This window comes from Moraxella porci DSM 25326, assembly GCF_002014855.1.
GTDB classification, from domain to species: domain Bacteria; phylum Pseudomonadota; class Gammaproteobacteria; order Pseudomonadales; family Moraxellaceae; genus Moraxella; species Moraxella porci.
Genome location: NZ_MUYV01000006.1, coordinates 95,380 through 121,408, shown reverse-complemented (window position 1 = coordinate 121,408; position 26,029 = coordinate 95,380). Strand labels below are relative to the sequence as shown.

General features: G+C 45.2%; 28 protein-coding genes. 9 read left to right on the top strand and 19 right to left on the bottom strand.

Annotated features, from left to right (window positions below):
- Window positions 1-14: 14 nt before the first annotated feature.
- From B0681_RS06055 to B0681_RS06030, 6 genes are all read left to right on the top strand, one after another.
- On the top strand, window positions 15-530 hold the full coding sequence (locus B0681_RS06055; RefSeq protein WP_078317855.1) for a hypothetical protein: 516 nt from the start codon (window positions 15-17) through the stop codon (window positions 528-530).
- Window positions 527-1,306 carry a TrmH family RNA methyltransferase gene (locus tag B0681_RS06050; RefSeq protein WP_078317854.1) on the top strand — a complete coding sequence of 260 codons (780 nt, stop codon included), beginning with the start codon at window positions 527-529 and terminating at the stop codon, window positions 1,304-1,306. Before B0681_RS06055 ends, B0681_RS06050 begins: the two co-directional genes overlap by 4 nt.
- A gap of 5 nt (window positions 1,307-1,311) precedes the next feature.
- Window positions 1,312-2,181 carry a metallophosphoesterase gene (locus B0681_RS06045; protein WP_078317853.1) on the top strand — a complete coding sequence of 290 codons (870 nt, stop codon included), beginning with the start codon at window positions 1,312-1,314 and terminating at the stop codon, window positions 2,179-2,181.
- 295 nt (window positions 2,182-2,476) lie between these two features.
- Window positions 2,477-2,665 carry a hypothetical protein gene (locus B0681_RS06040; protein ID WP_078317852.1) on the top strand — a complete coding sequence of 63 codons (189 nt, stop codon included), beginning with the start codon at window positions 2,477-2,479 and terminating at the stop codon, window positions 2,663-2,665.
- Between the two features lie 39 nt (window positions 2,666-2,704).
- Entirely contained in the window at window positions 2,705-3,244 is a 540-nt protein-coding gene (locus B0681_RS06035) for a hypothetical protein (protein ID WP_078317851.1), read from the top strand.
- Window positions 3,245-3,331: 87 nt separating this feature from the next.
- Window positions 3,332-3,976 carry a hypothetical protein gene (locus B0681_RS06030; protein ID WP_078317850.1) on the top strand — a complete coding sequence of 215 codons (645 nt, stop codon included), beginning with the start codon at window positions 3,332-3,334 and terminating at the stop codon, window positions 3,974-3,976.
- Window positions 3,977-4,096: 120 nt separating this feature from the next.
- On the opposite strand, the gene B0681_RS06025 is transcribed toward B0681_RS06030, so the two are convergent.
- From B0681_RS06025 to B0681_RS06015, 3 genes are all read right to left on the bottom strand, one after another.
- Entirely contained in the window at window positions 4,097-4,468 is a 372-nt protein-coding gene (locus B0681_RS06025) for a hypothetical protein (protein ID WP_078317849.1), read from the bottom strand.
- 302 nt (window positions 4,469-4,770) lie between these two features.
- The gene (locus B0681_RS06020; protein WP_078317848.1) at window positions 4,771-5,700 is read right to left on the bottom strand and encodes an electron transfer flavoprotein subunit alpha/FixB family protein; all 930 of its coding nucleotides are present in this window, start codon (window positions 5,698-5,700) and stop codon (window positions 4,771-4,773) included.
- Between the two features lie 30 nt (window positions 5,701-5,730).
- Complete coding sequence (locus tag B0681_RS06015) at window positions 5,731-6,480, bottom strand: electron transfer flavoprotein subunit beta/FixA family protein (RefSeq protein WP_078317847.1); 750 nt, start codon at window positions 6,478-6,480, stop codon at window positions 5,731-5,733.
- A 323-nt stretch (window positions 6,481-6,803) separates the two neighbouring features.
- Here B0681_RS06015 and B0681_RS06010 point away from each other — a divergent pair, with 323 nt between their 5' ends.
- Window positions 6,804-7,673 (top strand): DMT family transporter, encoded by an 870-nt coding sequence (locus B0681_RS06010; protein ID WP_078317896.1) that lies wholly within the window; start codon window positions 6,804-6,806, stop codon window positions 7,671-7,673.
- On the opposite strand, the gene B0681_RS06005 is transcribed toward B0681_RS06010, so the two are convergent.
- On the bottom strand, window positions 7,674-9,035 hold the full coding sequence (locus B0681_RS06005) for a WG repeat-containing protein (protein WP_078317846.1): 1,362 nt from the start codon (window positions 9,033-9,035) through the stop codon (window positions 7,674-7,676).
- Between the two features lie 263 nt (window positions 9,036-9,298).
- Window positions 9,299-11,923: a bifunctional aconitate hydratase 2/2-methylisocitrate dehydratase gene (locus tag B0681_RS06000; RefSeq protein ID WP_078317845.1), complete on the bottom strand. Its 2,625-nt coding sequence runs from the start codon at window positions 11,921-11,923 to the stop codon at window positions 9,299-9,301.
- Window positions 11,924-12,278: 355 nt separating this feature from the next.
- Between B0681_RS06000 and B0681_RS05995 the strand changes: the two genes are divergently transcribed.
- Window positions 12,279-12,704: a pilin gene (locus B0681_RS05995; RefSeq protein WP_078317844.1), complete on the top strand. Its 426-nt coding sequence runs from the start codon at window positions 12,279-12,281 to the stop codon at window positions 12,702-12,704.
- A 63-nt stretch (window positions 12,705-12,767) separates the two neighbouring features.
- On the opposite strand, the gene rplS is transcribed toward B0681_RS05995, so the two are convergent.
- The 4 genes from rplS to rpsP form a co-directional block, all read right to left on the bottom strand.
- On the bottom strand, window positions 12,768-13,136 hold the full coding sequence (gene rplS, locus B0681_RS05990; RefSeq protein WP_078317843.1) for a 50S ribosomal protein L19: 369 nt from the start codon (window positions 13,134-13,136) through the stop codon (window positions 12,768-12,770).
- Window positions 13,137-13,269: 133 nt separating this feature from the next.
- Complete coding sequence (gene trmD / locus B0681_RS05985) at window positions 13,270-14,022, bottom strand: tRNA (guanosine(37)-N1)-methyltransferase TrmD (RefSeq protein ID WP_078317842.1); 753 nt, start codon at window positions 14,020-14,022, stop codon at window positions 13,270-13,272.
- 68 nt (window positions 14,023-14,090) lie between these two features.
- Complete coding sequence (rimM, locus tag B0681_RS05980; RefSeq protein WP_078317841.1) at window positions 14,091-14,654, bottom strand: ribosome maturation factor RimM; 564 nt, start codon at window positions 14,652-14,654, stop codon at window positions 14,091-14,093.
- A 110-nt stretch (window positions 14,655-14,764) separates the two neighbouring features.
- On the bottom strand, window positions 14,765-15,013 hold the full coding sequence (gene rpsP, locus B0681_RS05975) for a 30S ribosomal protein S16 (protein ID WP_078253324.1): 249 nt from the start codon (window positions 15,011-15,013) through the stop codon (window positions 14,765-14,767).
- A gap of 232 nt (window positions 15,014-15,245) precedes the next feature.
- Here rpsP and B0681_RS05970 point away from each other — a divergent pair, with 232 nt between their 5' ends.
- Complete coding sequence (locus B0681_RS05970; protein ID WP_114144960.1) at window positions 15,246-16,658, top strand: ATP-binding protein; 1,413 nt, start codon at window positions 15,246-15,248, stop codon at window positions 16,656-16,658.
- Window positions 16,659-16,677: 19 nt separating this feature from the next.
- Here the strand turns inward: B0681_RS05970 and B0681_RS05965 are convergent, their stop codons facing one another.
- The 10 genes from B0681_RS05965 to atpB all read right to left on the bottom strand — a co-directional run bounded on the left by B0681_RS05965 (window position 16,678) and on the right by atpB (window position 26,013).
- Window positions 16,678-18,366 carry an ATP-binding protein gene (locus B0681_RS05965; protein ID WP_114144962.1) on the bottom strand — a complete coding sequence of 563 codons (1,689 nt, stop codon included), beginning with the start codon at window positions 18,364-18,366 and terminating at the stop codon, window positions 16,678-16,680.
- A gap of 80 nt (window positions 18,367-18,446) precedes the next feature.
- The gene (locus tag B0681_RS05960) at window positions 18,447-19,139 is read right to left on the bottom strand and encodes a response regulator (protein WP_407661972.1); all 693 of its coding nucleotides are present in this window, start codon (window positions 19,137-19,139) and stop codon (window positions 18,447-18,449) included.
- A gap of 103 nt (window positions 19,140-19,242) precedes the next feature.
- Window positions 19,243-19,662, bottom strand: coding sequence for a F0F1 ATP synthase subunit epsilon (locus B0681_RS05955; RefSeq protein WP_078317837.1), 420 nt, complete (start codon window positions 19,660-19,662; stop codon window positions 19,243-19,245).
- A gap of 81 nt (window positions 19,663-19,743) precedes the next feature.
- The gene (gene atpD, locus B0681_RS05950) at window positions 19,744-21,165 is read right to left on the bottom strand and encodes a F0F1 ATP synthase subunit beta (protein ID WP_078317836.1); all 1,422 of its coding nucleotides are present in this window, start codon (window positions 21,163-21,165) and stop codon (window positions 19,744-19,746) included.
- Between the two features lie 30 nt (window positions 21,166-21,195).
- A complete protein-coding gene (gene atpG, locus B0681_RS05945) occupies window positions 21,196-22,068 on the bottom strand; it encodes a F0F1 ATP synthase subunit gamma (RefSeq protein WP_078317835.1) in 873 nt (290 codons plus the stop codon).
- A gap of 83 nt (window positions 22,069-22,151) precedes the next feature.
- Window positions 22,152-23,696: a F0F1 ATP synthase subunit alpha gene (gene atpA / locus B0681_RS05940; protein ID WP_078317834.1), complete on the bottom strand. Its 1,545-nt coding sequence runs from the start codon at window positions 23,694-23,696 to the stop codon at window positions 22,152-22,154.
- A gap of 34 nt (window positions 23,697-23,730) precedes the next feature.
- Entirely contained in the window at window positions 23,731-24,279 is a 549-nt protein-coding gene (locus B0681_RS05935; RefSeq protein WP_078317833.1) for a F0F1 ATP synthase subunit delta, read from the bottom strand.
- Window positions 24,280-24,291: 12 nt separating this feature from the next.
- Window positions 24,292-24,759, bottom strand: coding sequence for a F0F1 ATP synthase subunit B (locus B0681_RS05930; protein WP_078317832.1), 468 nt, complete (start codon window positions 24,757-24,759; stop codon window positions 24,292-24,294).
- Between the two features lie 91 nt (window positions 24,760-24,850).
- The gene (gene atpE, locus B0681_RS05925) at window positions 24,851-25,096 is read right to left on the bottom strand and encodes a F0F1 ATP synthase subunit C (RefSeq protein WP_003658962.1); all 246 of its coding nucleotides are present in this window, start codon (window positions 25,094-25,096) and stop codon (window positions 24,851-24,853) included.
- Between the two features lie 47 nt (window positions 25,097-25,143).
- Window positions 25,144-26,013 carry a F0F1 ATP synthase subunit A gene (atpB, locus tag B0681_RS05920; protein WP_078317831.1) on the bottom strand — a complete coding sequence of 290 codons (870 nt, stop codon included), beginning with the start codon at window positions 26,011-26,013 and terminating at the stop codon, window positions 25,144-25,146.
- Window positions 26,014-26,029 lie beyond the last annotated feature (16 nt).

Genomic DNA, 26,029 nt, shown 5'->3' with positions numbered 1-26,029 from the left:
TGTCATGTTTCATTATGAATAATAATCAATATCATATTGTATTTACACTATGCTACTTACAGCTTGATTTATTATCCAATAATGACATTATAAAATTTAACGATTGGCTGATGAGCTTGGGATTTTATGACGACTTGATGTTAAACATCGTATTTGATGATTTGAATTATCATGAAAGCAAAGAAACCCTATTACTCATCTGCCAAAAGTTAGATTTCCCATCATTACAAATCTGTGATTTATCACTGATTTTCACCATGTGCTACATCAAATCATGGCTACAATTACCAATTACTTGGGATAAATTAAACATACCTTGTTTTTATGACAATTTTCAAGAAGACATAAAAGCAGACATCATTGAACTTGGCTATCGAATGGAACTTTTTGATACAATAGAAGTGGACGATAATCATAAAAAGGAAATTATTGCCAAATTCTTTGAAATATGTCAAGATTGGCTACATAAATACCAAAACACCCTATCCCAAATTCTCATGCCATTTTCCCAAATCAGCAAAACATCATGAATTTTATCACTTCAAAAGACAATCCCACCATCAAACACGCTCATGCACTACTGACCAATCACCGTACTCGCAAAAAAAGCATGCAGACCGTGCTTGAAGGCGTGCATTTATTGACCGCTTATTTGGATAAAGGCTTGGCAGTGGACAAGCTGATCATCAGCGAAACTGCCATCCATCACCCAGAGATCGCACCCATCATCGCACAGATGGATGAGCGAGCCATCATCACCATCACCGATAAGCTCTACAAAGACATCCGCACATTAGGCGATGGCGTCGATGTGATGGCAATCATCGATGTGCCTACACAGGCGCTCAGCACCATCACGGATGACTGCCTAATCCTAAATGGCGTGCAGGACGCAGGCAATGCCGGCACGCTACTTCGCAGTGCATCATCGGTCGGTATCAGCACCATCATCAGCACAGCAGGGTCGGCAAGCCTTTGGTCGCCCAAGTGCTTACGCGCTGGCATGGGGGCGCAGTTTTCACTGACCATCATCGAGCAGGTGAGTACTGATGCACTACTATCATCTGTCAAAACGCCGCTGTATGCCACCAGTAGTCATGTGGATAAGGTAATTTATGATCATGATTTGACTGGCAAGGTCGCTTGGGTGCTCGGACACGAAGGTCAAGGCGTCGAAGCCGCCATCCTAAACCAAGCCACCGCCATCGCTCTGCCGCAGCCTGGTGGTCAAGAGAGTCTCAATGTCGGCGTGGCAGGCAGTATCTGCTTTTATGAGATGCTCCGCCAAAGACAGTATCAAAGCTAGATACTATGCGTCATTGGTTTGGCTCGATTCGGTTTTGGATAGCGGTTGCGATTTTATTGGTTATCGGTATCATCGCGACCGATGACCGCATCATCGTACGGCACTACACTTGGCAAGCACCGCATGGCTCACCTGCCACACAGTCGCTAAACATTGCCATCATCACCGATTTGCACAGCTGTTTTTATGGCGACAACCAAAGCCAAATCATCGATATCCTGACATCTCGACACATCGACGCCATCGTACTTGGCGGTGATATCTATGATGATGTATTGCCACAGGCGCACGCAGATGTGCTATTATCCCAGCTGTCTGCCATCACGCCCAATGTCTATTATGTCAATGGCAATCACGAACTGTACCTACCCCATGACGCCTATCAGCAGATAGAACAAAAAATCCGCCAATACGGTATCCATATCCTACATGATCAAGGACAAGCCATCAGTGCTGACAGCCCTGTGATGATTTGGGGTGTGTCAGATCCTGTCAGCGGTCGATTCGCACAGGATCTCAGGACGGTTGGACAGCTTGCCAAGGCTCAAAAGCCCAATATCTTAATCAGCCATCGCCCTGAGCACATCACCGATTATACGCGTTATCCTTTTGACATCGTCATCAGTGGGCACGCACATGGTGGGCAATGGCGTGTGCCATATCTGATCAATGGGCTATTTGCACCCAATCAAGGCATCCTGCCAAAATACGCTGGTGGCAGCTATCAACTGCCCAACCCATCAAGCCACAGTCAGCAGACACAGCTCATCGTCAGTCGTGGACTGGCTCGTGAATCGACACGCTATATCCCTAGGATTTTTAATCGCCCTGAAGTGGTGTTTTTGACCATCAATCCACAGTCGGGACAGTTGTAAAGTGGTTGTGGTGTGTATTCTGCTGTACTTTTGCTCTTAACCGTGCGACCCATCAATCACTAAAGTGGCCATTGCATAAAATAAAGCTTTTGAAAATTCATATTCATTGCATTCGTATACAAACTCATCTCTTAAAAAAATTGATTCTCTTTATATTTTTCTGATACCATAAACCACTCTAGAGCCTTCCCCAACCCATCTGTAATGCTTGCAGTTTCAGTGGTGCGTGGTACACACCTACCATACTGGGGCAGGTAATGCTCGTAATAGCGTCATAGATTAACAAGAGGTAAAAATGCTATTTGATCCAATACTTAGCAGACAAAATGCAATGATTGACTTTTTAGTCAATATGGAATACGACCCAAATCTTAATATGGGGGCAATGTCCGAAGCTAGTATTAACATGATGATTTCTGACTGGATTGTAGGTCTTAAACAAGAAACAGAAGTTATTTTACCTAGTCGTATCGCATGGCTATAAGAAGCCATTGACAACAAAGAAACGCTTAAAATGATGAGCATGGCATTTCGACAATACTGCATGTATGAAAGCCTTGCCCTAGCCAAATGGCTACATACTGGCACAGATAGTTTAACTGACTGGGAGCAAGCTAGACGGTGGTATGCAGATTATTATGTGGATGAACTATGGTGTCAAAAAAACCAGCTTAAAACTTATTGTTTGGATGACTATATGGGACTGTGTATCCAATCCCAAGCCTATCAGGCAGGGATTGATGAGTTTGAACGATATTATGGCAATAAAAATATTAGTATCAATAGAAAAACCCTCACACCAAGAGAATATGGCTATTTAGTTTGTCAAAATAAAATAAACCCACAATATGATGATGCAACCATGCTTGAGCTTGGTAAAAAATTACTTATCAAACATCTTGAAAGTACTTGGTTGGGCTATGGTCAATATAACCGTGCTGCCATTTGGTTAAAAGTTGTGTATGGAAATTATCGTACACCACTAAGTCCTGAACAGATTTTGTTAAAGGCTTATGATAATATGCCAAATGTTGAAAAACCAAGTTTTATAAGAGATATTTAGTACAGTAGGTGCACACAGCGCACCATTAATTAACCGTTTCAGTGGTGCGTTGTACGTACCCTACCATACTAAGAGAAGTTAGATAAAATGAAAAATAATGACTACGAAAACATTATCAGAGGGTTTTTTGATGGAACTATTGAGTACAATACCAATGAATGGGTCGAGGCTGAGGAAGCACTCGGCAAAATAGATGATTTTTATGAAAACCCTATGGAGATTTTGTATCAGTTATCATTAGTGGATCATTTTAGTACAATTATAGCTCTATCATTTGCACTATCGAACACCATATCAAGAGAGTTATTAAAAGACAACGCTTGTAAATCTAGAGCTATTTTTAGAAATATCATTGATAAAAACTGCTTTACTGCTAACATAAACGTTTTGGAAGTTTATGGTTTTTTTCTTGAGGAAAAAATAGATTATATTTATTATATCAAAATAATAAAGTCCAAAAATGATTTGGAAAGCCAAAAGGCTATTGCTTATCTAATTTATTTAAATGACAATGATTACAAAAAGTTGTCCGATTGCACTACCGATCTAGATTTTTCTTTGTTCATTAGTGATAATATTTTCAAACATAAAATTTATGTTGCAAACAAGATTCAACAAAAAATTTATGCGGCAGCATTATACAAAAGAGGTTTATCAAGAAAAGAAATTCTTGAATTATTTAAAATAGATTATGGATTATTTAATTTTGTTTATCTTTGGCTTAGATCCTGACCTTGGGTTTAAAAGCATAGTACAGTAGGGTGCGCACAGCGCGCCGTTAATCAACCGTTTCAGTGGTGCGTTGTACGCATCCTACCATACTACTTGATTTATGGGTATTGACAAATTGATTTAACTACCATAATAACTGCCATCATCTTGACGCCATAGGACGGCTGGAGCAATATCATAAAAATAGTTATTAACACAAGAATCTAGCTCATCTTTCGCATCTTTAGGGAAATTATCTCTAAGATAGGCAATAATTTCATCCGATGAGACATCCCAAATGTCATATCCTTCATGCCAAATACCATTAGGTGGGACAAATTTGATTAAACCAACATCTAAGGCTTCTTTAGTAAGCATAAAGAATAAAGCCTTTTGTTCTTCAAATGTGATATTTGGGAAAGATGCTGGAATATTTTCAAATAACGCAGAAAACCATAAGTTTTTTGCATCACTAAACATTTGTTCTTTAACTACTTCGGTTAATGTAATCATAATTTATTGCCTTGTAAATTTAATTTCAGCACAGTATGATGCACACAATTCCTTTAATTTAAATTATAGTTTAACAGTGCATGGTAATAGCTCTACCACACTTCACCAAATCAATCCCCATAATTTATAAGCCGTAGTAAATTTCTTTGGTGAGATTGGTTAATGCCAGTGTATCATTTTTCGTGGTGCTTTTGGTAGTCATCAGCATACAAGGCGAACCAACCTTATACTAAGCCAATCACCAAAAAACCTTGAAACCATCACAGTTTCAAGGTTTTTGATATTTATCAAATCACAGCTGATTACAGCTTAGCAGTCAGCTCTGGCACGACAGTAAACAGATCGCCTTCTAGGAAATAATCCGCCACACCTGCGATTGGTGCTTCTGGATCATTGTTGATGGCGACGATGGTCTTAGAGTCTTTCATACCCGCCAAGTGCTGAATCGCACCTGAGATACCTACAGCGATGTAGAGATTTGGGGCGACGATTTTACCAGTTTGACCGACCTGCATATCATTCGGTACAAAGCCTGCATCCACCGCTGCACGGCTAGCGCCCACAGCAGCACCCAGTTTGTCTGCCAGTGGCTCGATGTATTTGGTGAAGTTCTCACCGCTTGCCAGTGCACGGCCACCTGAGACGACGATGCTCGCTGAAGTCAGCTCTGGGCGATCAGATACTGCCAGCTCTTCTTTGACGAAGCTTGATTTGCCTGCATCAGTTGCTGTCGCTACTGCTTCGATGGCAGCTGAGCCAGTCAGCTCTGCTGGCTCAAATGCTGTGCCGCGTACTGTGACGATGACGATTGATTCAGAAGTTTTGACCGTGGCGGTGGCATTACCAGCATAGATCGGACGCTCAAAGGTGTTGGCATCGACCACAGCAGTGATGTCTGAGACCATGCTGACATCCAGTAGTGCTGCGACGCGTGGCAGGAAGTTCTTGCCTGTGGTGGTCGCTGGTGCGACGATATGGCTATAACCTGCCGCTAGGTCTTTGACCAGTAGCGAGACATTCTCAGCCAGCTGATTGGCATAGGCAGCGTTATCTGCTACCAAAACTTTGCTCACGCCTGCGACTTTGGCAGCCTGTTCAGCGACTGCTTGACAGCCTGCGCCTGCGACCAATAGATGCACATCACCGCCCATCTGAGTCGCAGCGGTCACGGTCGCCAGTGTTGCTGATTTTAATTCTTTATTGTCATGTTCTGCATAGACTAAAATTGCCATAATTCTTATCCTTAATCTGTAATAACCGTATTAGATGACGCGTGCTTCATTTTTTAGTTTGTCAATCAGCTCATCAACTGAAGCCACTTTGACACCTGCTGAACGCTCTTTTGGTGCAACCACTTTGACCGTCTCAAGCTTAGAAGTCATATCCACACCGAAGTCCGCTGGCGTTTTGGTTTCTAGTGGTTTTTTCTTGGCCGCCATGATGTTTGGCAGTTTTGGGAAGCGTGGTTCATTCAGACGCAAGTCGGTCGTAATCACCGCAGGCAGTGGCAAAGCAACGGTTTGCAGACCGCCATCGATTTCACGAGTGACATTCACTTTATCACCCTCAACCACCACTTCTGATGCAAAAGTACCTTGACCCACACCCATCAGTGCTGCCAGCATCTGACCGGTTTGGTTATTGTCATCATCGATGGCTTGTTTGCCCAGTAGGACAATTTGAGCGCCTTCTTGTTCGGCGATACCTTTTAGGATTTTGGCGACTTGTAGCGGATAGGCTTTGGCATCGGTCTCAACCAAAATACCACGGTCAGCACCCAATGCCAATGCAGAGCGAATTTGCTCTTGAGCTTGGGTTGTGCCAACACTCACTGCGATGATCTCAGATGCCACGCCTTTTTCTTTTAGGCGTACTGCTTCTTCGATGGCGATTTCACAAAATGGGTTGACAGACATCTTGGCATTAGCAAGCTCAACACCTGTTTCGTCAGCCTTGACACGCACTTTGACATTGTGATCCACAACGCGTTTTACCGCAACTACTATCTTCATAAAGTCCTCTTTAATTCTCAGATGTGAAGGTGAAATTGTTTCATGAATAGGTTACACATTTAGCGCCGATTTGTAAACCATTTGGCGAAACTTTTTCATGCTAAAATCGCGATTTTGACCATCCAGTCACGCTGCATAAATTACTTGAATTTTATATTAATCATCATCGATCCCAAACTTTCGCCCGCTCATCGCCTTATCAAGATAAGACAAAGTAGCTGTGATGGCTTGGCTGCAATCGCCTTGATATACAGCCTAATGACAATCTGTTACAATGGCAAATCCTGATTTTATAAGATATTCGCATGAAAACACTTGCCACGATGACCGATGAACAACAAGGCTACTTTTTTACTCTCATCACCATGCTAATTTGGGGGAGTTTTAGCCTGATTGCACGGCTGAACGCCTATTGGCAAATCCAAGTGTGGGATGTGCTTGCCATGCGATTTGGTATCGCTGCGTTGATTTTGATGCCGATTTTATGGCTCAAAAAAGACTATCGATTTTTGTTCGATTATCGCATGGTGCTATTGGCACTGTCGGGCAGTATTGGCTATTGTGTGTTTGTGTATAGTGGATTTTTTTATGCGCCTGTGGTGCATGGCGTGGTGTTTTTGAATGGGACTTTTCCATTATTCGCCGCTCTGATCGCTTATCTGATGCTCGGGCAAAAAGTCGATCGCCAAACAGGTATCGGGCTGTCCATCATCGTCATCACGCTAACTTTGATGACAGTGATGATGTCAATAAAAGACGGCGGCTTTGGCGTGGGGGATGCGATGTTCATCGGCAGTGCAGTGTGCTGGGGGTTGTTTTCGGTACTGCTACGCAAATGGCCGTTTACGCCGTGGCAGGTGATGAGCGGTGTTGGCATCTGGTCGGCGGTGCTGTATCTGCCTGTGTATGCGGTATTTGTGACGCCACAGTTTGGTGATGTCAAGCCGCTGCATTTGGCGGTACAGGGGCTATTTCACGGTGTCGCTGTGGTGATTGTGGCGACGCTGACTTATGCTAAGGCGGTGGAGAAAATCGGACTGTTCAAGGCAGGTAGTATCGCCAATCTTGCCCCATTTATCGCAAGTATCCTAGCCGTGCCACTGCTTGGTGAGACACTTAATCCCATCATGGTCTGCGGTCTGATCGGTATGGCACTTGGCGCATTGCAGCCATGGCGGTGGGTGGTGCGCTGATCACCATCCCTTACGGGTGATATGACTGGTTTGACCATCTTTGATGACCATGATAAAGTGCTTGTCGATCAGCCCGATCTCATCATAGATAAAATCAGTTTTTGCGACACCTTGGGTGTCAATGATGCCCCATTTGCCATCTTTTACCACAGCGATCACGCCATCGGTGACGGCATATGCCTGTGAAAATTCAAGCAAACTCATGTCCTTTAAAGGCTCATCATAGATAAAATCAATCACCGTTTGATTGTTTGAATTGATAAATCCCCATTTGTGATTTTTCTTGGTAGCTGCCAAGCCATCAGCAAAATAATTCACCGCTTGATATTGCGGCTTGATGACCATCTTGGCATCACGATTCACAAATCCCCACAGTCCATGCTGCTTAACGGCCAAAAGCCCATCGCCTGTGATATACGCTTTTATTTCATCATAACTTAGTGGCTGCATGACTTTGCCATCGCGATCAATGATGCCATATTTGCCCAACTTTTCGGCAATATACAGCCTTTCATCATATCTGATTAAGCCATCATAAACCTGCGAGATGGGTTGGTTATGTTTATCAATCAAATACCACGCATCACCCGAGCGCACAACCGCCACGCCCTGCACGAACGCCTGCGCATCGTCATAGACGGATTCGATGATGACTCTGCCATGCGTGTCGATATAGCCATATTTATCATGTTGTTTGATTGCGATCAGTCCATTGCCATAACGCACTGTTGAATCGCCTGATTCCGCCATCCATTCGGTGATAAAATGGAAATTTTGATCAAGCAATATACAGCCTTGATCCGCCCGGCATATTTTGGCGATCTCGCCATTGTCATCGGTGGTAATCAGCTGATCCTTAACAGGGATAAGTACTCTGCCATCGCCATCATATATGCCCATTTGGAGTTGATTATTATCAGACGCATCAAACACAGTCAGCGTATAGATGGGCTTATGATTAAAAATCGGTGTCAGTAGCCCTTGAGTTAGCGGTATGATCTCTTTGCCTGTGGTGTCGATCAAGGCAGAATATATCTGCCCATCTTGGTAGCGAGTTGCAACCGCGCGATGAAATTGAAATACATCAAAACCGCGCAAGTGATCAATGTCCTCATATGTCGGCTCAAGCACCCATGCACCTTGGGCATTGATTAGTCCTGTGCCATCATAAGTCTTGACAATGGCGACGCCGTGGCGAAAAGGCTTGACCATCAAAGCATCAGACAAATCAATCACCAAGCTGCCATATTGATCCAAAAAAGCATAGTTGGCCGATGGTTTTAGCTGCGCCAAAAACAGCCCCTCATCACAGCTGCCAGTATAGGCATCCAAATGATCAAATGCCAAAAAAACCATCATCATTCAAATGACCGCCCTCCACCAAAAATTGGCATCGATCATCTGCCTGTGCAGCCTGCGCTCCAGTTAATAATGGCGCGATTATTAGCAATAAGTATAGCCACTGTTTCATCATATCTCCGTATTTGTCATAGAGTCGGCTCATTGATGGCTTAAGATATCATAAAATATATACAAATTAAAAGGACTGAATGCTGTGGATGCAACATTCAGTCCTTGATGGCGCCTGCCTAAGTAACAAACGCCCTCGTGATTGGCTTAGGTGATTAGCTTAGCTGAGCGACATTGATTTTGTCAGCTTTACCAGTGTAATCCGCCATTTGATCGAAGTTTAGATAGTTATAAACTTCCGCTTGCATATTGTCAAGCTTGCCTGCGTACTGCTGATATTCTTCAACAGTTGGTAGCTTACCAAGTACCGCAGCGACTGATGCCAGTTCTGCTGAAGCTAGATAGACATTCGCACCTTGACCTAGACGGTTCGGGAAGTTACGGGTAGAAGTCGAAACAGCCGTTGAGTTTGGTGCGATACGCGCTTGGTTACCCATACATAGTGAGCAGCCTGGCATTTCGGTACGAGCGCCTGCTTGTGCGTAGGTATTGTAGTAACCTTCATCCATCAATTGACGCTCATCCATCTTGGTCGGTGGCGCGATCCACATGCGTGTAGTCAGACTACCTGCTGGCACTTCTGATAGCAGTTTACCTGCAGCACGGAAGTGGCCGATGTTGGTCATGCACGAACCGATGAACACCTCATCGATCTTATCGCCAGCCACTTCTGATAGTAGCTTGGCATCGTCTGGATCGTTCGGGCAGCATAGGATCGGCTCTTTGATTTCAGACAGATCGATTTCGTACACTTTGGCGTATTCTGCATCTGGATCTGCTTTCATTAGGCTTGGGTTATCGAGCCATTTTTGCATATTTTCTGCACGGCGTGATAGTGTGCGAGCATCGCCATAGCCCTCTGCGATCATCCATTTTAGCATGACGATGTTTGAGCGTAGGTATTCGGCCACTTTGTCTTCAGAGACAGTGATCGCACAGCCCGCTGCGCTGCGTTCTGCTGATGCATCTGATAGCTCAAATGCTTGCTCAACGGTTAGATCATTTTCCATTTCGGTCAAATCGATCTCAAGGATACGACCTGAGAAAATGTTTTTCTTACCTTTTTTCTCAACCGTCAAATCACCCTCTTTGATCGCATAGTAAGGGATCGCATGGACCAGATCACGCAGGGTAATGCCAGGTTGCATTTTGCCTTTGAACTTCACAAGCACAGACTCAGGCATATCCAGTGGCATCACACCAGTCGCTGCAGCGAATGCAACAAGACCAGAACCTGCTGGGAATGAGATGCCGATTGGGAAGCGAGTGTGAGAGTCGCCGCCAGTACCGACAGTATCAGGCAGTAGCATACGGTTTAGCCATGAGTGGATCACGCCGTCGCCTGGACGCAGTGAGACACCGCCGCGGTTCATGATGAAATCAGGTAGTGTGTGATGCGTGATGACATCGATTGGCTTAGGATAAGCAGCGGTGTGACAGAATGACTGCATGACTAGGTCTGCTGAGAAGCCCAAGCAAGCCAAGTCTTTTAGTTCATCACGAGTCATCGGACCTGTGGTGTCTTGAGAGCCGACAGTAGTCATCTTCGGCTCACAATAAGTACCTGGGCGTACACCTTGACCTTCAGGTAGACCACAAGCGCGACCAACCATCTTCTGCGCCAGAGTAAAGCCCTTGCCAGTATCAGCAGGCTGATCTGGGGTGCGGAACAATGTCGATGGCTCAAGACCCAATGACTCACGCGCTTTGGTGGTGAGGCTGCGGCCAATGATCAGGTTGATACGGCCACCAGCACGCACTTCATCTAACAGTACTGGGGTTTTTAGTGGAGATTCTGCGATTTGCTCGCCATTTTTAAATGCAGTGACGACTGCTGTGTCATGGTTGATTTTAAGGGTGACTTCATCGCCCATGTTCATCTCAGACACATCAATCTCAACAGGCAAGGCGCCAGCATCTTCCATGGTGTTGAAGAAAATCGGTGCGATTTTACCGCCTAAGCAGACGCCGCCATCTTTTTTATTTGGGATGTGTGGGATTTCATCACCAAAGAACCACAGCACAGAGTTGGTCGCTGACTTACGGCTTGAACCTGTGCCCACGACATCACCAACATAAGCCACAGGATTGCCTTTGGCGATCAATTCTTTGATTTGGCTCAATGGACCAACAACACCTGGCTGCTCAGGCTTGATGCCATCGCGCTCGTTTTTTAGCATTGCATTGGCATGTAGCGGAATGTCAGGACGGCTCCATGCATCTTGGGCTGGTGATAGATCGTCCGTGTTGGTCTCACCAGTGACTTTAAATACAGTGATGGTGATTTCTTCTGGTACTTCAGGACGACTGGTAAACCACTCAGCCTCTGCCCATGATTCTAGGACAGCTTTGGCATTGGCGTTGCCTGCTTTGGCTTTTTCTTCGACATCGTGGAATGCGTCAAATACCAGCAAAGTTTTCTTCAAAGCCTCTGCAGCCAAGCCGCCAAGCTCTTCATTTTCTAGTAGCTCAACCAATGGCGCTACATTATAACCACCCAACATGGTGCCTAACAAATAGACAGCACGCTCTTTTGAGACCAATGGCGAGTTCGCTTCGCCCTTTGCGATGGCTGAGAGGAAAGCTGCTTTGACATATGCGGCTTGGTCAACGCCTGCTGGCACACGGTTTTCAAGCAAATCTACCAAAAATTCTTCTTCGCCAGCTGGTGGGTTTTTTAGTAGCGCCACCAAATCCGCTGTCTGCGCATCGGTTAATGGTTGTGGCGGTACGCCTAGTGCGGCACGCTCTTCGACATGAGCTCTGTATTGTTCTAACATAGCAAATTCCTCTTTTATTTACGAAAAATATCCCGTTTGGTGCTTATGACACATCCATTAGTCGCATCATAAGTGCCTAGAGATGATTCTGAGACGCCAAATCGCCAAATCGACAATTTAGCGTCACTTCTCCACTTATAATAATAGCTGAAAATAGCGCCAATTACAAAAAATATCCCACGATAATCAACATTTATTTTATAAATACCCATTGAAATCTCAATAAATATCAACGCTGACCAATTCCAAAATCGCGGAGACGAAGTTCATTCACCAAAAAACTTGTCAGGCCAATAATTTTATGGCAGAATTGCATTATCTTTATACTTTGAGTTTATAATTTCAAGGAACAACCATGAGATCTCAACAAGGTTTTACACTCATTGAATTGATGATCGTCATTTTGATCATTGGTGTTTTGGCGATGTTTGCCATTCCTCAGTACCAAAAACGCACCATCAATGCCCAAGTCAATCGCGTTTTGATGGAGACCAGTCAGCTGCGCACTGCTGTGGATATGTGCCGATTACAAGGCATCACCCAAAATAGCGGTTGCGACATCGGCAGCATCGGCAGTGATCTGGTATCAGATGGTATCAAAGTCAACATTGAAACCGATAGCCCGACCATCAAAGCCACCTTTGGCCAAAATGCCGCCAGCAGCATTCATAATAAATCCATCACATGGACTCATAGCAGCGAAAATGGATGGACTTGTGGCACAGATCTGGATAAAGAGGTGGCGCCCAAAGGCTGTACAGCAACTCAAGTCACCCAGTGACAACTTAAAAACATAAAAAAACCCCGAGTCGAAAACTCGGGGTTTGTCTTGAGCGTACCAAGATTATCCTTCTTTACGCGCGCCCAATTTTTCTTTGATACGAGCAGATTTACCTGAACGATCGCGTAGGTAGTATAGCTTCGCACGGCGTACATCACCACGGCGTTTCACTTCGATGCTTGCGATTAGTGGTGAGTGTAGTTGGAATGCACGCTCAACGCCAACACCGCTTGAGATTTTACGCACGGTGAATGCTGAGTTTAGACCACGGTTACGCTTAGCGATAACCACGCCTTCGAACGCCTGTAGACGCTCACGGTCACCTTCACGAACTTTGACTTGAACGACAACAGTGTCACCTGGGCCAAATGATGGGTGGTCTTTTAGTTGTGCATTTTCAACAACTTGTACTAGTGGATGTTTGTTGCTCATGGAAATTCTCCAATTGTCATGGCATAGGCTAAAATCTTTTTTGTCTGTCTAAGACAGGACAATGGTTAAAAGACCGCATACCATCGTTACATAAAGCGCCAATTGACGCTGCGCCTGAACCATACAGGCAAAATCAATCTTTCAAGTCTTTGAGCCACTTGAGTTGCTGTTTGGTGGGTGTAAATTTTTCCCACAAATCAGGTCGCCGTACTTGCGTGCGTCTCACCTGCTCTAAAAAACGCCATTTGGCGATATTGGCATGATGACCCGATAATAGCACTTCTGGCACACCATCGCCATGAAAATCAAGCGGCTTAGTGTAGTGCGGACAATCCAGCAAGCCATCTACAAAAGAATCTTGCTCTGCGGAGAGATCATCACCCATCACCTGTGGCAATCTGCGAATGACGCTATCCATCACCACCATCGCAGGCAACTCACCGCCTGTCAGCACATAGTCGCCGATAGAAATCTCAGTATCGACATATCGCTCAAGCAACCGCTCATCAATCCCTTCGTAACGACCGCATAATAAAATCATGCCATCCAAGGACGCCATCTGTACCACACTCGGTTCATCGAGCTGTTTGCCTTGTGGTGATAAATACACCACAGGACACGCACCGTCATCTACTCGACATCCTACTTGTCGTGCCAACTCTTTGGCGTGCAAAATCGCCTTTTCGAGTGGCTCCGCCATCATCACCATGCCAGGACCGCCGCCAAACGGACGCTCATCGATACGGCGATAATTATCCGTCGTAAAATCTCTAGGATTAATCAGGCTGATACTGGCTTGCTGTCTTTTGATGGCGCGTCCGACGACACCAAAATCAGTCATCGCAGCGAACATCTCAGGCAAAATACTGATGACAGCAAAAAACACGGTAGCTTAGTTATCCCAAGGTTGGTTATATGAGCGATTCACTGGCGAATCCACTCTGGTAATCAGTGTTAGTAATCAGCACCCCATGCCACCAGCATGGTTTTGGCTGACAAGTCCACTGACAATACGATGTCACGATGCCACGGGATAAGACGCTCTTCGCGATCAATACTATCAGCACTTGGCTTGACAGAAATGATCTCATGCGCACCGGTCTCGAACATCTCTTTGATCACGCCAAGATTTTCACCTTGTTCGTTAATCACCGTCAGTCCAATCAAATCCGACCAATAATACTCATCTTCGCTAAGTTCAGGAAAGCTGTCTTTGGATACCCAAATGGTTGTGCCATTCATGGTCTCAGCGACATTACGATCAGCAATCTCTTCAAAACACGCCACCAAACCCTGCCCTTGGTTACGCCAGTCTTTGACGGTCAAAGGCTTGAATCCTGTAGCTGTCTTCATCCACCACGGCGACATCTCAAAAATACCTGAGCGTTCGTCAGTTTCGCTAAACACCCAAAGCCAGCCTTTGATGCCGTAGGGTTTTTTTAGTGTCGCGATCTTAACCAGCGTTGATGGATCTGGCGCACTACTTTGACGAGAAAAATTTGGTTTTGAAACAGTCACGATTTGGCTTCATGTAAAAAAGATGGGATTTGATAGCACAAAACGGCTTACACCACAGATATAAGTCTTCGCTTATACTTAGGTGCAAACCGTTGAGACAAATTTGCTAATTAAGCAGCTTTGTTCAATGCTTTAACCAATGAAGCAACGCGGTCAGTTGGCTGTGCGCCTTTTGCAATCCACGCATTGTAAGCTTCTAGGTCGATGCGAGTTTCAACTTCTTGGCCACGAGCCAGTGGATTGAAGAAACCGATTTTCTCGATGAAACGACCGTCGCGTGCTGCACGCTTGTCAGCAACAACGACTTGATAGAATGGACGCTTTTTTGAACCGCCACGAGCCAGACGAATAACTACCATGATAACTCTCTTAAAAAGTTTAAAAACAAAAAAATAATTTGTGCAAGAATTAGAGCATGATACAGATTCGATAAAGTTGAGGATGAGCCGTACGAACCTGAACCCGCTAAAACTGTAATTATACCAAGAAATTTATCATCTTAAAAGTAAAAATTTGCTTTTTGTGTAAATTAAACTGTAATGCATTGTAAAAGCTGTGCTACAATGGCGGCATGCGATTGTCAGGTGGCTTATGATGAATAAATCCGTGCGCAATGTCTTTGCAAAATTACACCATAAATTATACTCCAACACCTTGCAGACGCTGATCATGGTGTGTTTTATCGTCTTTGTCAGCGTTACTTTGTCGATCTGGCTGTTTTGGCGCAGTCTTTATTTGCCTGAACTCAAAAACCACGCCAGTTATCTATCCACCGAAATCAAGCTGTTGACCTCAATCAAACCAGAGTGGCGCAACAATCCTGAATTCATGCATTGGCTAGAAAATAATACCCACATCGACATCATCACCGATCGCAATGAATTTCCCGACATCACCGACAAGCCTGTGGTCACACATCTGACGCAGATCATGGCCGATGAGATCTCGCGCTCACTGGGACGCGAAGTGTCGGTATATTTTAAATTCAAACCCGTACCAAAACTATGGATCCAAGACAGCGCGCATCCTGACATCTGGATCCGTGAGCCGATGATGCACTACTCGCAGTACAGCCCTGGCGTGCTGGCAGGGTTTATATTTGGCATTCCTTTATTGACCATATTTACCATTTGGGTGCTGGTGCGCGGCCTTAATCGCCCTCTTAAAAAGCTTGAACGCGCAGCCAACGATTATATCACCCAAGGCCATGCCACCACTTTGCCGACTCAGACAGGACCCAATGAGATTCGTAAGGCCAACACGGCTTTTAATCGGCTTTTTAGCACTCTTAGTCAAGCACAAAAAGAGCGTACCATCATGCTTGCTGGCATCAGTCATGACCTGCGTACGCCTTTGACACGAATGCGGCTGACGGCTGAGATGCTGCCAGATGAATTTTTCCGTGAGGGATTGGTCTATGACATTGAGGACATGGATGCCATTTTAGAACAATTTATTTCTTTTATGAAAGATGGCTCTGATGAACCTGTCAAACCCACAAATTTGGATGTGATTTTTAAAGAAATCATGGTGCAGTTTTCAGGGACGCGATTTATTTATGAATCAGACATCAGTCAAAAAGTCCCTGTACGCCCTTTGTCCATCAAACGCCTGATCATCAATTTGGTCAATAACGCCATCCGTTATGGAGAGCAGCCAATTCATTTAAGCGCGCACATTCAAGCCATCGATCCTGACGCTGCTGATGCTGACTATCCCTTGTTAATTTTGTGTGTCAAAGACGAAGGCGACGGCGTGGCTGAAGATCAATTGGAGCGTATCATGCAGCCATTTGAGCGCGGCGAATCTGCGCGCACGACCCAAGGCAGTGGGCTTGGTTTGGCGATCGTTAATCGCATCGCACAGCTACATCAGGGCGTGGTCGAAGCCACAAACCACCCTGCTGGCGGCCTACAAGTGTGCGTAAAAATTCCATTAATGACTCAAATCGATGAGCCAGATACATCTTTAGATGCATCGGATGAGCATACTGTCGCCCAGTAGATCCACCAAGCTTGATGGATTAGCCATTATTTTCGATGGTTTTTTGCATGCGGTCTTGGGTCATCTCATCGGCAGCGACGACCACACCGACCTGCTTGACTGGCCATGACATGATGAATCTTGCCCCGTGCAGCTTAGGACTTTCATCCACTTTTAAATTGGCATTAAACCAAAATGCAATGCGACTGACGATCGACAAACCCAACCCATAGCCGCCAGAGGCTCTGGTACGGCTGTCATCGAGTCGCGCAAAAGGAATAAACACTTTCTCGCGATCTGCTTCGGCGATACCATGACCATCATCTTCAACGCTGATAAAAGCCTCACCTTTGATGACATCAGCACTGAGCATCACTGTCGTTTCGGCATAGCGCAGGGCATTACCGACTAAGTTTTGAACCACACGATGCAAATAGCGGCGATCCGCCATGGCCACGGCTTTGGCAGGCGGCAGCTGACACACAAGCTTGATGGGCTTACCAAGCGCATTGGTCTCGCGTTCGATCTGCTCAAGCAGCTCACGTAAATTCACCATCTCCCAATCTAGCTTTGGCGAGCCTTCTTCTAGCTTGGCATAAGTCAAAATCTCGTCAATCAGTTCATTTAAAGACTCAATGTCCTCATCGATAAAATTCTTTTGAAGTTGGCGAGAATCGGCATCATCGGTATCTGCCAGCATGTCCACAGCAAAGCGTATCCGCGCAACGGGCGTGCGCAGCTCATGTGACACCGCTCGGGTCAGCTCGCGTTGTGCTTCGATCAGTCGTTTGATATGCGCTGTCATCGCATTAAAAGTCATCGACAATCGCGCGATGTCATCATGGCCGACGACCTGAACTTTGGTATCCAAGTTGCCTTGAGTGACTCGATTGACGCCCATTTGCAATAATTGCAAGCGACGCTCCAAAGGAAAAATCAGCGCATAGACACCCAAAGCGATCAAAAACACGCAGATCAAGGTCACGCTCACTAATAAATTCAGCGGAAACCAATTAAACAGCGCAACAGGGCCAACCACGATCACCACATCTTCAACATCTGAGGCGACGGTAAATGAAATCGTCGATCCTTGACCACGGATGCCATCTTGAAATGACATCACCAATTCATCGCGTTTTAGACGCGCAATCTGGTCAGGATCTAAGCGCAAATTATTGATGGATTGTAAGTAAATGGGATAACTGAATTTCTCAGTCAAATAATTCAATCGGGCTTGTTTTTGTTCAAAACCCTGATAATGCGATAAATCATCAAGCAAAAAAATGGTCAACGCTCTGACTTGTCGTTCACCAACTTGTGATAGCCGTGTGGTCAAAACCTCATCTGTACCCTCAAGGCGATAATAAAAGGTAGATTGATTGGCGTGGTGATCATAGCGGACGACAGTTTTTGCCTCTTCGATTCGGCGCATCTCTCGTGCTTTAAACTCGATGGATTCCATCGGGACAATTTCAAAATTGCTGCCAAACAGCATACTGATGTCATTGAGCCAATAATTTCTTTGAGCAGGTGTAGTTTGATGCTGCGCACCTTGACCAATCAAATAAAAAACACCGGTTGCCACACTTTCCCGATATGCCTGAGCGCGTTCTTGATTGATGGTATCAACCAAAAGATACGCAAAAAACGCCACAGACACACAGACCAGTAGCAGCCCAGCATAGATGCGAAAAAAGATGCTTCGCTCGGTGAAGCTCATAAAAGTCATAGCAAACAGCGTCCGATAAAATGAAAGCCAGCATGAGCTGGCTTTGCACAAATCATTGCATGCAAACACCTTGCATGCAATTAATTACCTTCTTTGACGAACAAATAGCCCTTAGAACGGACTGTTTTGATGCGTTTTGGATTTTCTGGATCATCACCAATTTTTGGACGAATGCGAGAAATACGCACATCAATTGAACGATCTTGGCCATCATATTCGATGCCGCGTAGTCGCTCAAAAATATCCTCACGAGACAAAATGCGACCAGCATTTGATGCCAACAGCCACAACAAATCATATTCGGCGCTGGTAAAATCAACAAGCTCATCATTCAGCGTCACCGAACGACCACCATTATCGATCACCAAATCGCCAAATTCCAAACGCTGAGGCGAGGATTCGACTGGCGCAGTATCAGAACGGCGCAACAAAGCACGAATACGAGCCAATAGAACTCGCGGTTGTGCAGGTTTGGCGACATAGTCATCAGCACCCATCTCAAGACCCAAAACCTGATCCATATCATCCGTACGGGCTGTTAGCATCAGAATCGGCTGTTGATATTGAGCACGAACTTCACGACATACCGTCAAGCCATCGCTACCTGGTAACATGACATCAAGAACAACCAAATCCGGCTGCTCAGCAATGATGCGTCGGATGGCGCGTGTGCCATCAGTTTCGATCGCCACATCCAGCCCATTTTTACGCAGATAATCTTGAGTCAGCATCGCCAATCGCTCATCGTCTTCAACGATGAGGATTCGCGGCATGTCTTCTTTTTCAGGGGTAGCAGTCATAATCATCCTACGGTGATGTACATTACCACAATTAAAAAATCAAACTTTGCTCGCCATGCAGATGGCTGACAGCAAATTAAGCACGATTTTTGTATTTTTGAATCGTTTGCAGCTGTGCCACAGATTCAGCCAGTGCAGCCAAAGCAGCATTGGTTTGAAGGGTGTCGGTTTGGTTTACCAACATCTGCTCAGCAGCTCGGCGAGCTTCAGCAATCTTGGCCTCATCCAAATCATGAGCGCGTTCTGCATCGTCTGCCAACACTGTCACCAGATTTGGCTGTACTTCAAGCACACCACCAGATACATAAATCACTTCTTCAGATAGGCCATCGGCTGATTTCATGCGCATGGCACCTGGTTTTAGTAAAGTGATCAAAGGCGTGTGTCCAGCCAAAACACCAATTTCACCTGAATGGCCGTTGGCGATCAGCATACTGATTTCGCCAGCATACAGCTCTTCTCGTGCGCTCACAACTCGGCACATAAAAGTTGCCATGTTATTCTCCTAATAAGCCAGCAATTATCGAAAACTTTCACAATCAAATAAGCGATGGCTTATCTGATTGTGAATGGATGATTATGCTTTTAGCTTTTCAGCTTTAGCAACCACTTCATCGATACCGCCTACCATGTAGAAGGCTTGTTCTGGCAGGTGATCATACTCACCTTCGATGATCGATTTAAAGCCAGCGATAGTATCACGAAGTGCCACATATTTACCAGGCGCACCCGTAAATACTTCTGCAACATGGAATGGCTGTGACAAGAAACGCTGAATCTTACGCGCACGATAAACGACCAGTTTATCTTCTTCAGACAGTTCGTCCATACCCAAGATGGCGATGATGTCTTTTAGCTCTTTGTAGCGTTGCAATACTTCTTGTACACCGCGAGCGACATTATAATGCTCTTCGCCGATGACTTGAGGATCAAGCTGACGAGAAGTTGAGTCAAGCGGGTCAACCGCAGGATAAATACCTTGTGATGCGATGTCACGGCTCAAAACGACTGTAGCATCCAAGTGAGCGAAAGTGGTCGCTGGTGATGGGTCAGTCAAGTCGTCCGCAGGAACATATACCGCTTGCACAGAAGTAATAGAGCCTGATTGAGTTGAAGTAATACGCTCTTGTAGCAAGCCCATCTCTTCTGCCAATGTCGGCTGATAACCTACTGCAGATGGCATACGGCCAAGAAGTGCTGATACCTCAGTACCTGCTAGAGTATAACGGTAGATGTTATCAACGAACAGCAGAACATCACGGCCTTTACCAGTGGCTTCGTCTTTTTCGTCACGGAAGTATTCTGCCATAGTCAGACCAGTCAAAGCAACACGCAGACGGTTTCCTGGTGGCTCATTCATCTGGCCATATACCATCGCTACTTTAGACTTGGTGAAGTCTTCGGTATTAACAACGCCAGCTTCTTGCATTTCGTGGTAGAAGTCGTTACCTTCACGAGTACGTTCACCCACACCGGCAAATACAGATAGACCAGAGTGTTTCAATGCGATGTTGTTGATCAGCTCCATCATGTTAACGGTTTTACCAACACCGGCACCGCCGAACAGACCAACTTTACCACCTTTAGCGAATGGGCACAGCAGGTCAATAACTTTAATACCAGTTTCTAGTAGTTCAGTTGAGTTTGATTGCTCATCATAGCTTGGTGCTTCACGATGGATAGACCATTTTTCAGCAGCATTGACGGGGCCAGCCTCATCGATTGGGCGACCCAATACATCCATAATACGACCAAGAGTCGCTTGGCCAACTGGCACAGAGATCGGTGCACCAGAGTTAGATACTGATAAACCACGCTTAAGGCCTTCAGTTGAGCCCATTGCAATGGTACGCACCACGCCATCACCTAGCTGCTGCTGCACTTCAAGGGTGGTTTCGGTGCCATCGACGCTCAATGCATCGAAAATTTGTGGTACTTGACCACGGTCAAATTCAACGTCAATAACCGCGCCAATAATCTGTACAATACGACCGCTCATTGCGTTCTCCTATTATCTAATATTAGTCAATTAAGAAACAGCGGCAGCACCGCCAACGATTTCCGAGATCTCTCGGGTAATCGCCGCTTGACGCAGCTTGTTATAAACCAACTGTAGTTCTTTAATTAAGTTACCAGCATTATCTGTTGCTGCTTTCATTGCTACCATACGAGCTGATTGTTCTGACGCGATATTTTCACGCACTGACTGATACACCACGGATTCGATATAGCGCAAAAGCAAGCTATCAATGAGGGTTTTGGTGTCTGGCTCATAGATATAATCCCAGCTGTGTGATTGAAGCGCATCGTCTTCAAACTCACCTTCTGCCAGTGGTACGATTTGTTCTACTGTTGGCTTTTGAGCCATCGCATTGATGAATTGGTTATATACCAAATAAATGCGGTCCAATTTACCATTAGCATAATCATCAAGCATCGCTTGAACTGGGGTATTGATTTGTTCTAGTGATGGGTTATCACCATAATCAGTCACTGCCGAGGTAACTTTGCCACCGAAGTTCTTAAAAAAGCCCACACCTTTAGCACCAATGACTGCAAACTCAATCTCAACTGATTGCTCTTGATAGCCCTTGACTGATTTTAGCAAGTTTTTGAATAAGTTAATGTTCAAACCACCTGCCAGACCACGATCAGAGGTCACGACAACAAAGCCCACACGATTCACCGGACGGTTTTGCATGTAAGGATGTTTATAATCTGACTGTGCTTGCACTAAGTGTGAAATGACACGGCGCATACCTTCAGCATAAGGGCGACCAGATTCCATTCGCTCTTGAGCTCGGCGCATTTTACTGGCAGCTACCATTTGCATAGCACGCGTGATTTTTTGCGTACTTTTGATGCTGGTTACTTTAGCACGAATTTCTTTTAAGCTTGCCATAATTATTCCAATACTGGACTTATTATAAAAGGGTTTATGGTGCGTTAAACAACGCCTAACACACCATATTGCTTATCTTTAGCTTAGTAGCTTGATGAAGCCTTAAAGCTTTCTACTGCAGCTTTTAGACGACCTTCGATGTCGTCATTATAGTTTGCAGTGTCATCAATTTCAGTCATCAATGCTGCATGCTCACTGCGCAGATAACGCAAGAATGCTTCTTCAAACGCACCGATTTTCTCAACTGGCACATCAGCCAAATAGCCTTCGTTTGATGCATAGATGACAGCCGCTTGATCAGCGATTGACATAGGCGCGTATTGTTTTTGCTTCATAAGCTCAGTTACGCGTACACCATGCTCCAGCTGTTGCTTGGTTGCATCATCAAGGTCTGATGCAAACTGCGCAAATGCTGCCAATTCGCGATACTGAGCTAGCGCGGTACGGATACCACCTGATAGCTTTTTGATGATCTTAGTTTGTGCAGCACCACCAACACGCGATACCGAGATGCCAGCGTTGACCGCAGGACGGATACCTGAGTTAAATAGGTTTGACTCAAGGAAGATCTGACCATCGGTAATAGAAATTACGTTGGTAGGTACGAATGCCGATACGTCACCTGCTTGTGTCTCAATGATCGGCAATGCGGTTAATGAACCAGTTTTGCCTTTGACTTCGCCATTGGTGAATGCTTCTACATAGTCAGCATTGACGCGTGATGCGCGCTCTAGTAGACGTGAGTGTAGATAGAATACATCGCCTGGATATGCTTCACGACCTGGTGGACGGCGTAGTAGCAATGAGATTTGGCGATATGCTACCGCTTGTTTTGATAGATCATCATAAACAATCAGTGCATCTTCACCGCGATCGCGGAAGTATTCGCCCATCGTACAGCCAGAATATGGTGCGATATATTGTAGTGCTGCTGGTTCAGAAGCTGATGCAACAACAACTGTGGTATATGCCAAAGCACCGGTTTCTTCAAGCTTACGCACCACATTGGCGATGGTAGAGCGTTTTTGGCCTACAGCAACATACACACATTTGATGCCAGAATCTTTTTGAGCGATGATGGCATCGATTGCTAGTGCGGTTTTACCAGTTTGGCGGTCACCGATAATCAGCTCGCGTTGGCCACGACCGATTGGAATCATGGTATCAACAGCTTTATAACCTGTCATCACAGGTTCATCGACTGATTGACGCGCGATAACGCCTGGAGCGATTTTTTCAACTTTGTCAGTCAGTTTTGCATTGATCGGACCTTTGCCGTCGATTGGGTTACCCAATGCATCGACAACACGACCCAGTAGCTCAGGGCCCACTGGAACTTCCAAGATACGACCTGTGCAGTATGCTTTTTGGCCTTCTTGTAGGCTAAGATACTCACCCAGTACTACCGCACCGACTGAATCTTGCTCAAGGTTTAGCGCCATACCATAGACGCCACCTTCAAACTCGATCATCTCGCCATACATAGCTTCTTCTAGGCCATGGATTTGCACAATACCATCAGAGACACTGACGATCACGCCTTCGGTTTTTGCAGTTGCGCTTACGTCAAGGTCTTGAATACGCTGCTTAATCAGATTGCTGATTTCGGCTGGATTCAATTGTTGCATTGCCTTGTTTCCTTTGATTTAGACAGCTCGCTACTTACGCAGTAAGCTGAGTCTTTAATTGTTTTAACTTGCCACGCACTGAGCCATCAGTAAACTTGTCACCCACTTTGATGGTCGCTCCACCAATCAGGCTAGGATCTACAGATTCATGCAAAATAACGATCGAACCTGTTGAGATTGCCAAACGCTCTTGCAATTGTTTGCTTTGAGCCTCAGTTAGGGGATAGGCTGAAGTGACATAGGCATCAACCTGTTTAAGCTCTTGTGATTTTAGCTTACTGTAGTGAGCATGAATTTCTGGCAATAATGCCAAACGATCGTGCTCAGCCAACTGTTTTGTGAAGTTAGCCAACGCTTGAGATGCTTGCTCTGCTGTTAATTTGCCATAGGTGTCAATCAAAATATCTGCTTTTTGTGCAGCAGAAATGGCTGGATTGTTCAGCAGTGAAGCATAATCTTCATTGCGTACAACATCGCTTGCAACCGACAAAAAGGCTTCCCAGTTGTTGATTGCATTTTGCTCTTTAGCGTAATCAAATGCTGCTTTGGCATATGGTCTTGCTAAGGTAGATAGTTCAGCCATGATATCCTCTAATTACAGCTTAGCCGCCAACTGTTCAAGCATGCTGGCGTGTTCTTGTTCATTGACTTTGTCTTGCAAAATCTTTTCAGCACCAAGCACTGCAAGGCTGGCAACTTGAGAACGCAGTTGTTCACGAGTCTGTGCAGCTTCTTGCTCAACAGCAGCATGTGCTGCAGCAATGATGCGTTCGCCTTCTAGACGAGCTTGTTCTTTGGCATCTTCAATCATCTGATTGGCAGTTTTATTCGCGCGCTCGATGATAGAAGCAGCTTCAGTTTTTGCAGCTGCAAATTCTGCTTCGATTTGCTTATCAGCTGAAGCCAAATCTGCTTTTGCTTTTTCTGCGGCATTTAAGCCGTCTTCGATTTTTCTTTGACGCTCATTAATCGCGCCGATCAGTGGTGGCCATACGAATTTCATACAAAACAGCACGAAAATCGCAAAAGCAATCAACTGACCGAAAATGGTTAAATTGATCATCCAATCACCTCGTGGTTAGTGAAAGTCAGGTGATGCCCACCTTTGCTTGACTCATCAAAACAAAGGTGGTCGTTAAACTGACGGTTTCAGCTTATGCGAATGGGTTGGCGAACAATAGAAGCATTGCAATACCAACACCAATCATTGGTACGGCGTCAAGTAGACCTGCCACGATGAACATTTTGGTTTGAAGTTGTGAACCTAGTTCAGGTTGACGAGCTGTGCTTTCTAGGAATTTGCCGCCTAGGATAGCGAAGCCGATACCTGTTGCTAGTGCGCCTGCACCGATTAGTAGAGCGACTGCAAGTAGGGTGTACTGTGCGATTACTGGATCCATGATGTCTCCTTATGACCTAAAATTAAGGGTTATAAAAAAGTTTCAAATTAATGTTCGGATTCTGCTGAGATCAACGACAGATATACAATCGTCAACATCATAAATACGAACGCCTGAAGGGTAATAACTAGAATATGGAAGATTGCCCAAGGCACACTCAGCGCCCACTGAATCCAGAATGGCATCAGTGCAATCAAGATGAAAATCAGCTCACCTGCGTACATGTTACCAAATAGACGCAGACCCAATGAAATTGGTTTTGCCAACAAGGTAACGATCTCTAGTACTAGGTTGATCGGGATTAAGATAGCTTGCAAAATTGGGTTTTTTGCACTAAATGGGTGCAAAGTAAATTCTGCAATAAAGCCACCAACGCCTTTATATTTCAAACCAAAACCAATGATTAGGAAGAATACACCAATCGCCATACCCAAAGTGATGTTCGGATCGGTTGTTGGTACGATTTTGAAATATACATGGTACGGATCATGACCCATCAATGAACCCACCCACATTGCCAGACTTGGAATCCAGTCAATCGGCACAAGGTCCATCAAGTTCATCAAGAAAATCCACACAAAAATCGTCAATGACAGCGGTGCTATCAGCTTTGATGGGCCATTATATGATTCACGAACGCTGTTGTCCACGAAATCAATAATCAACTCAACAAAAGCCTGCAGCTTCGTTGGGACGCCCGAAGTCGCCTTGCGACCCACCGCCCAAAAAAGCGCCAAAAAGAAAATACCCAAGCCAATCGACCACAGCATTGAGTCCACATGGATTTTCATAAAACCCATCTCAGCAGCTTCAGTTGCGTCATACGCCACTTTCCAGCCCTTTTCTGGGTGCAATCCATAAGCCCAATTCGTCAAATGGTGAGCAATATATTCTGTAGATGTCTGTTCGGCTGCCATAATAAGCTTCTTATTT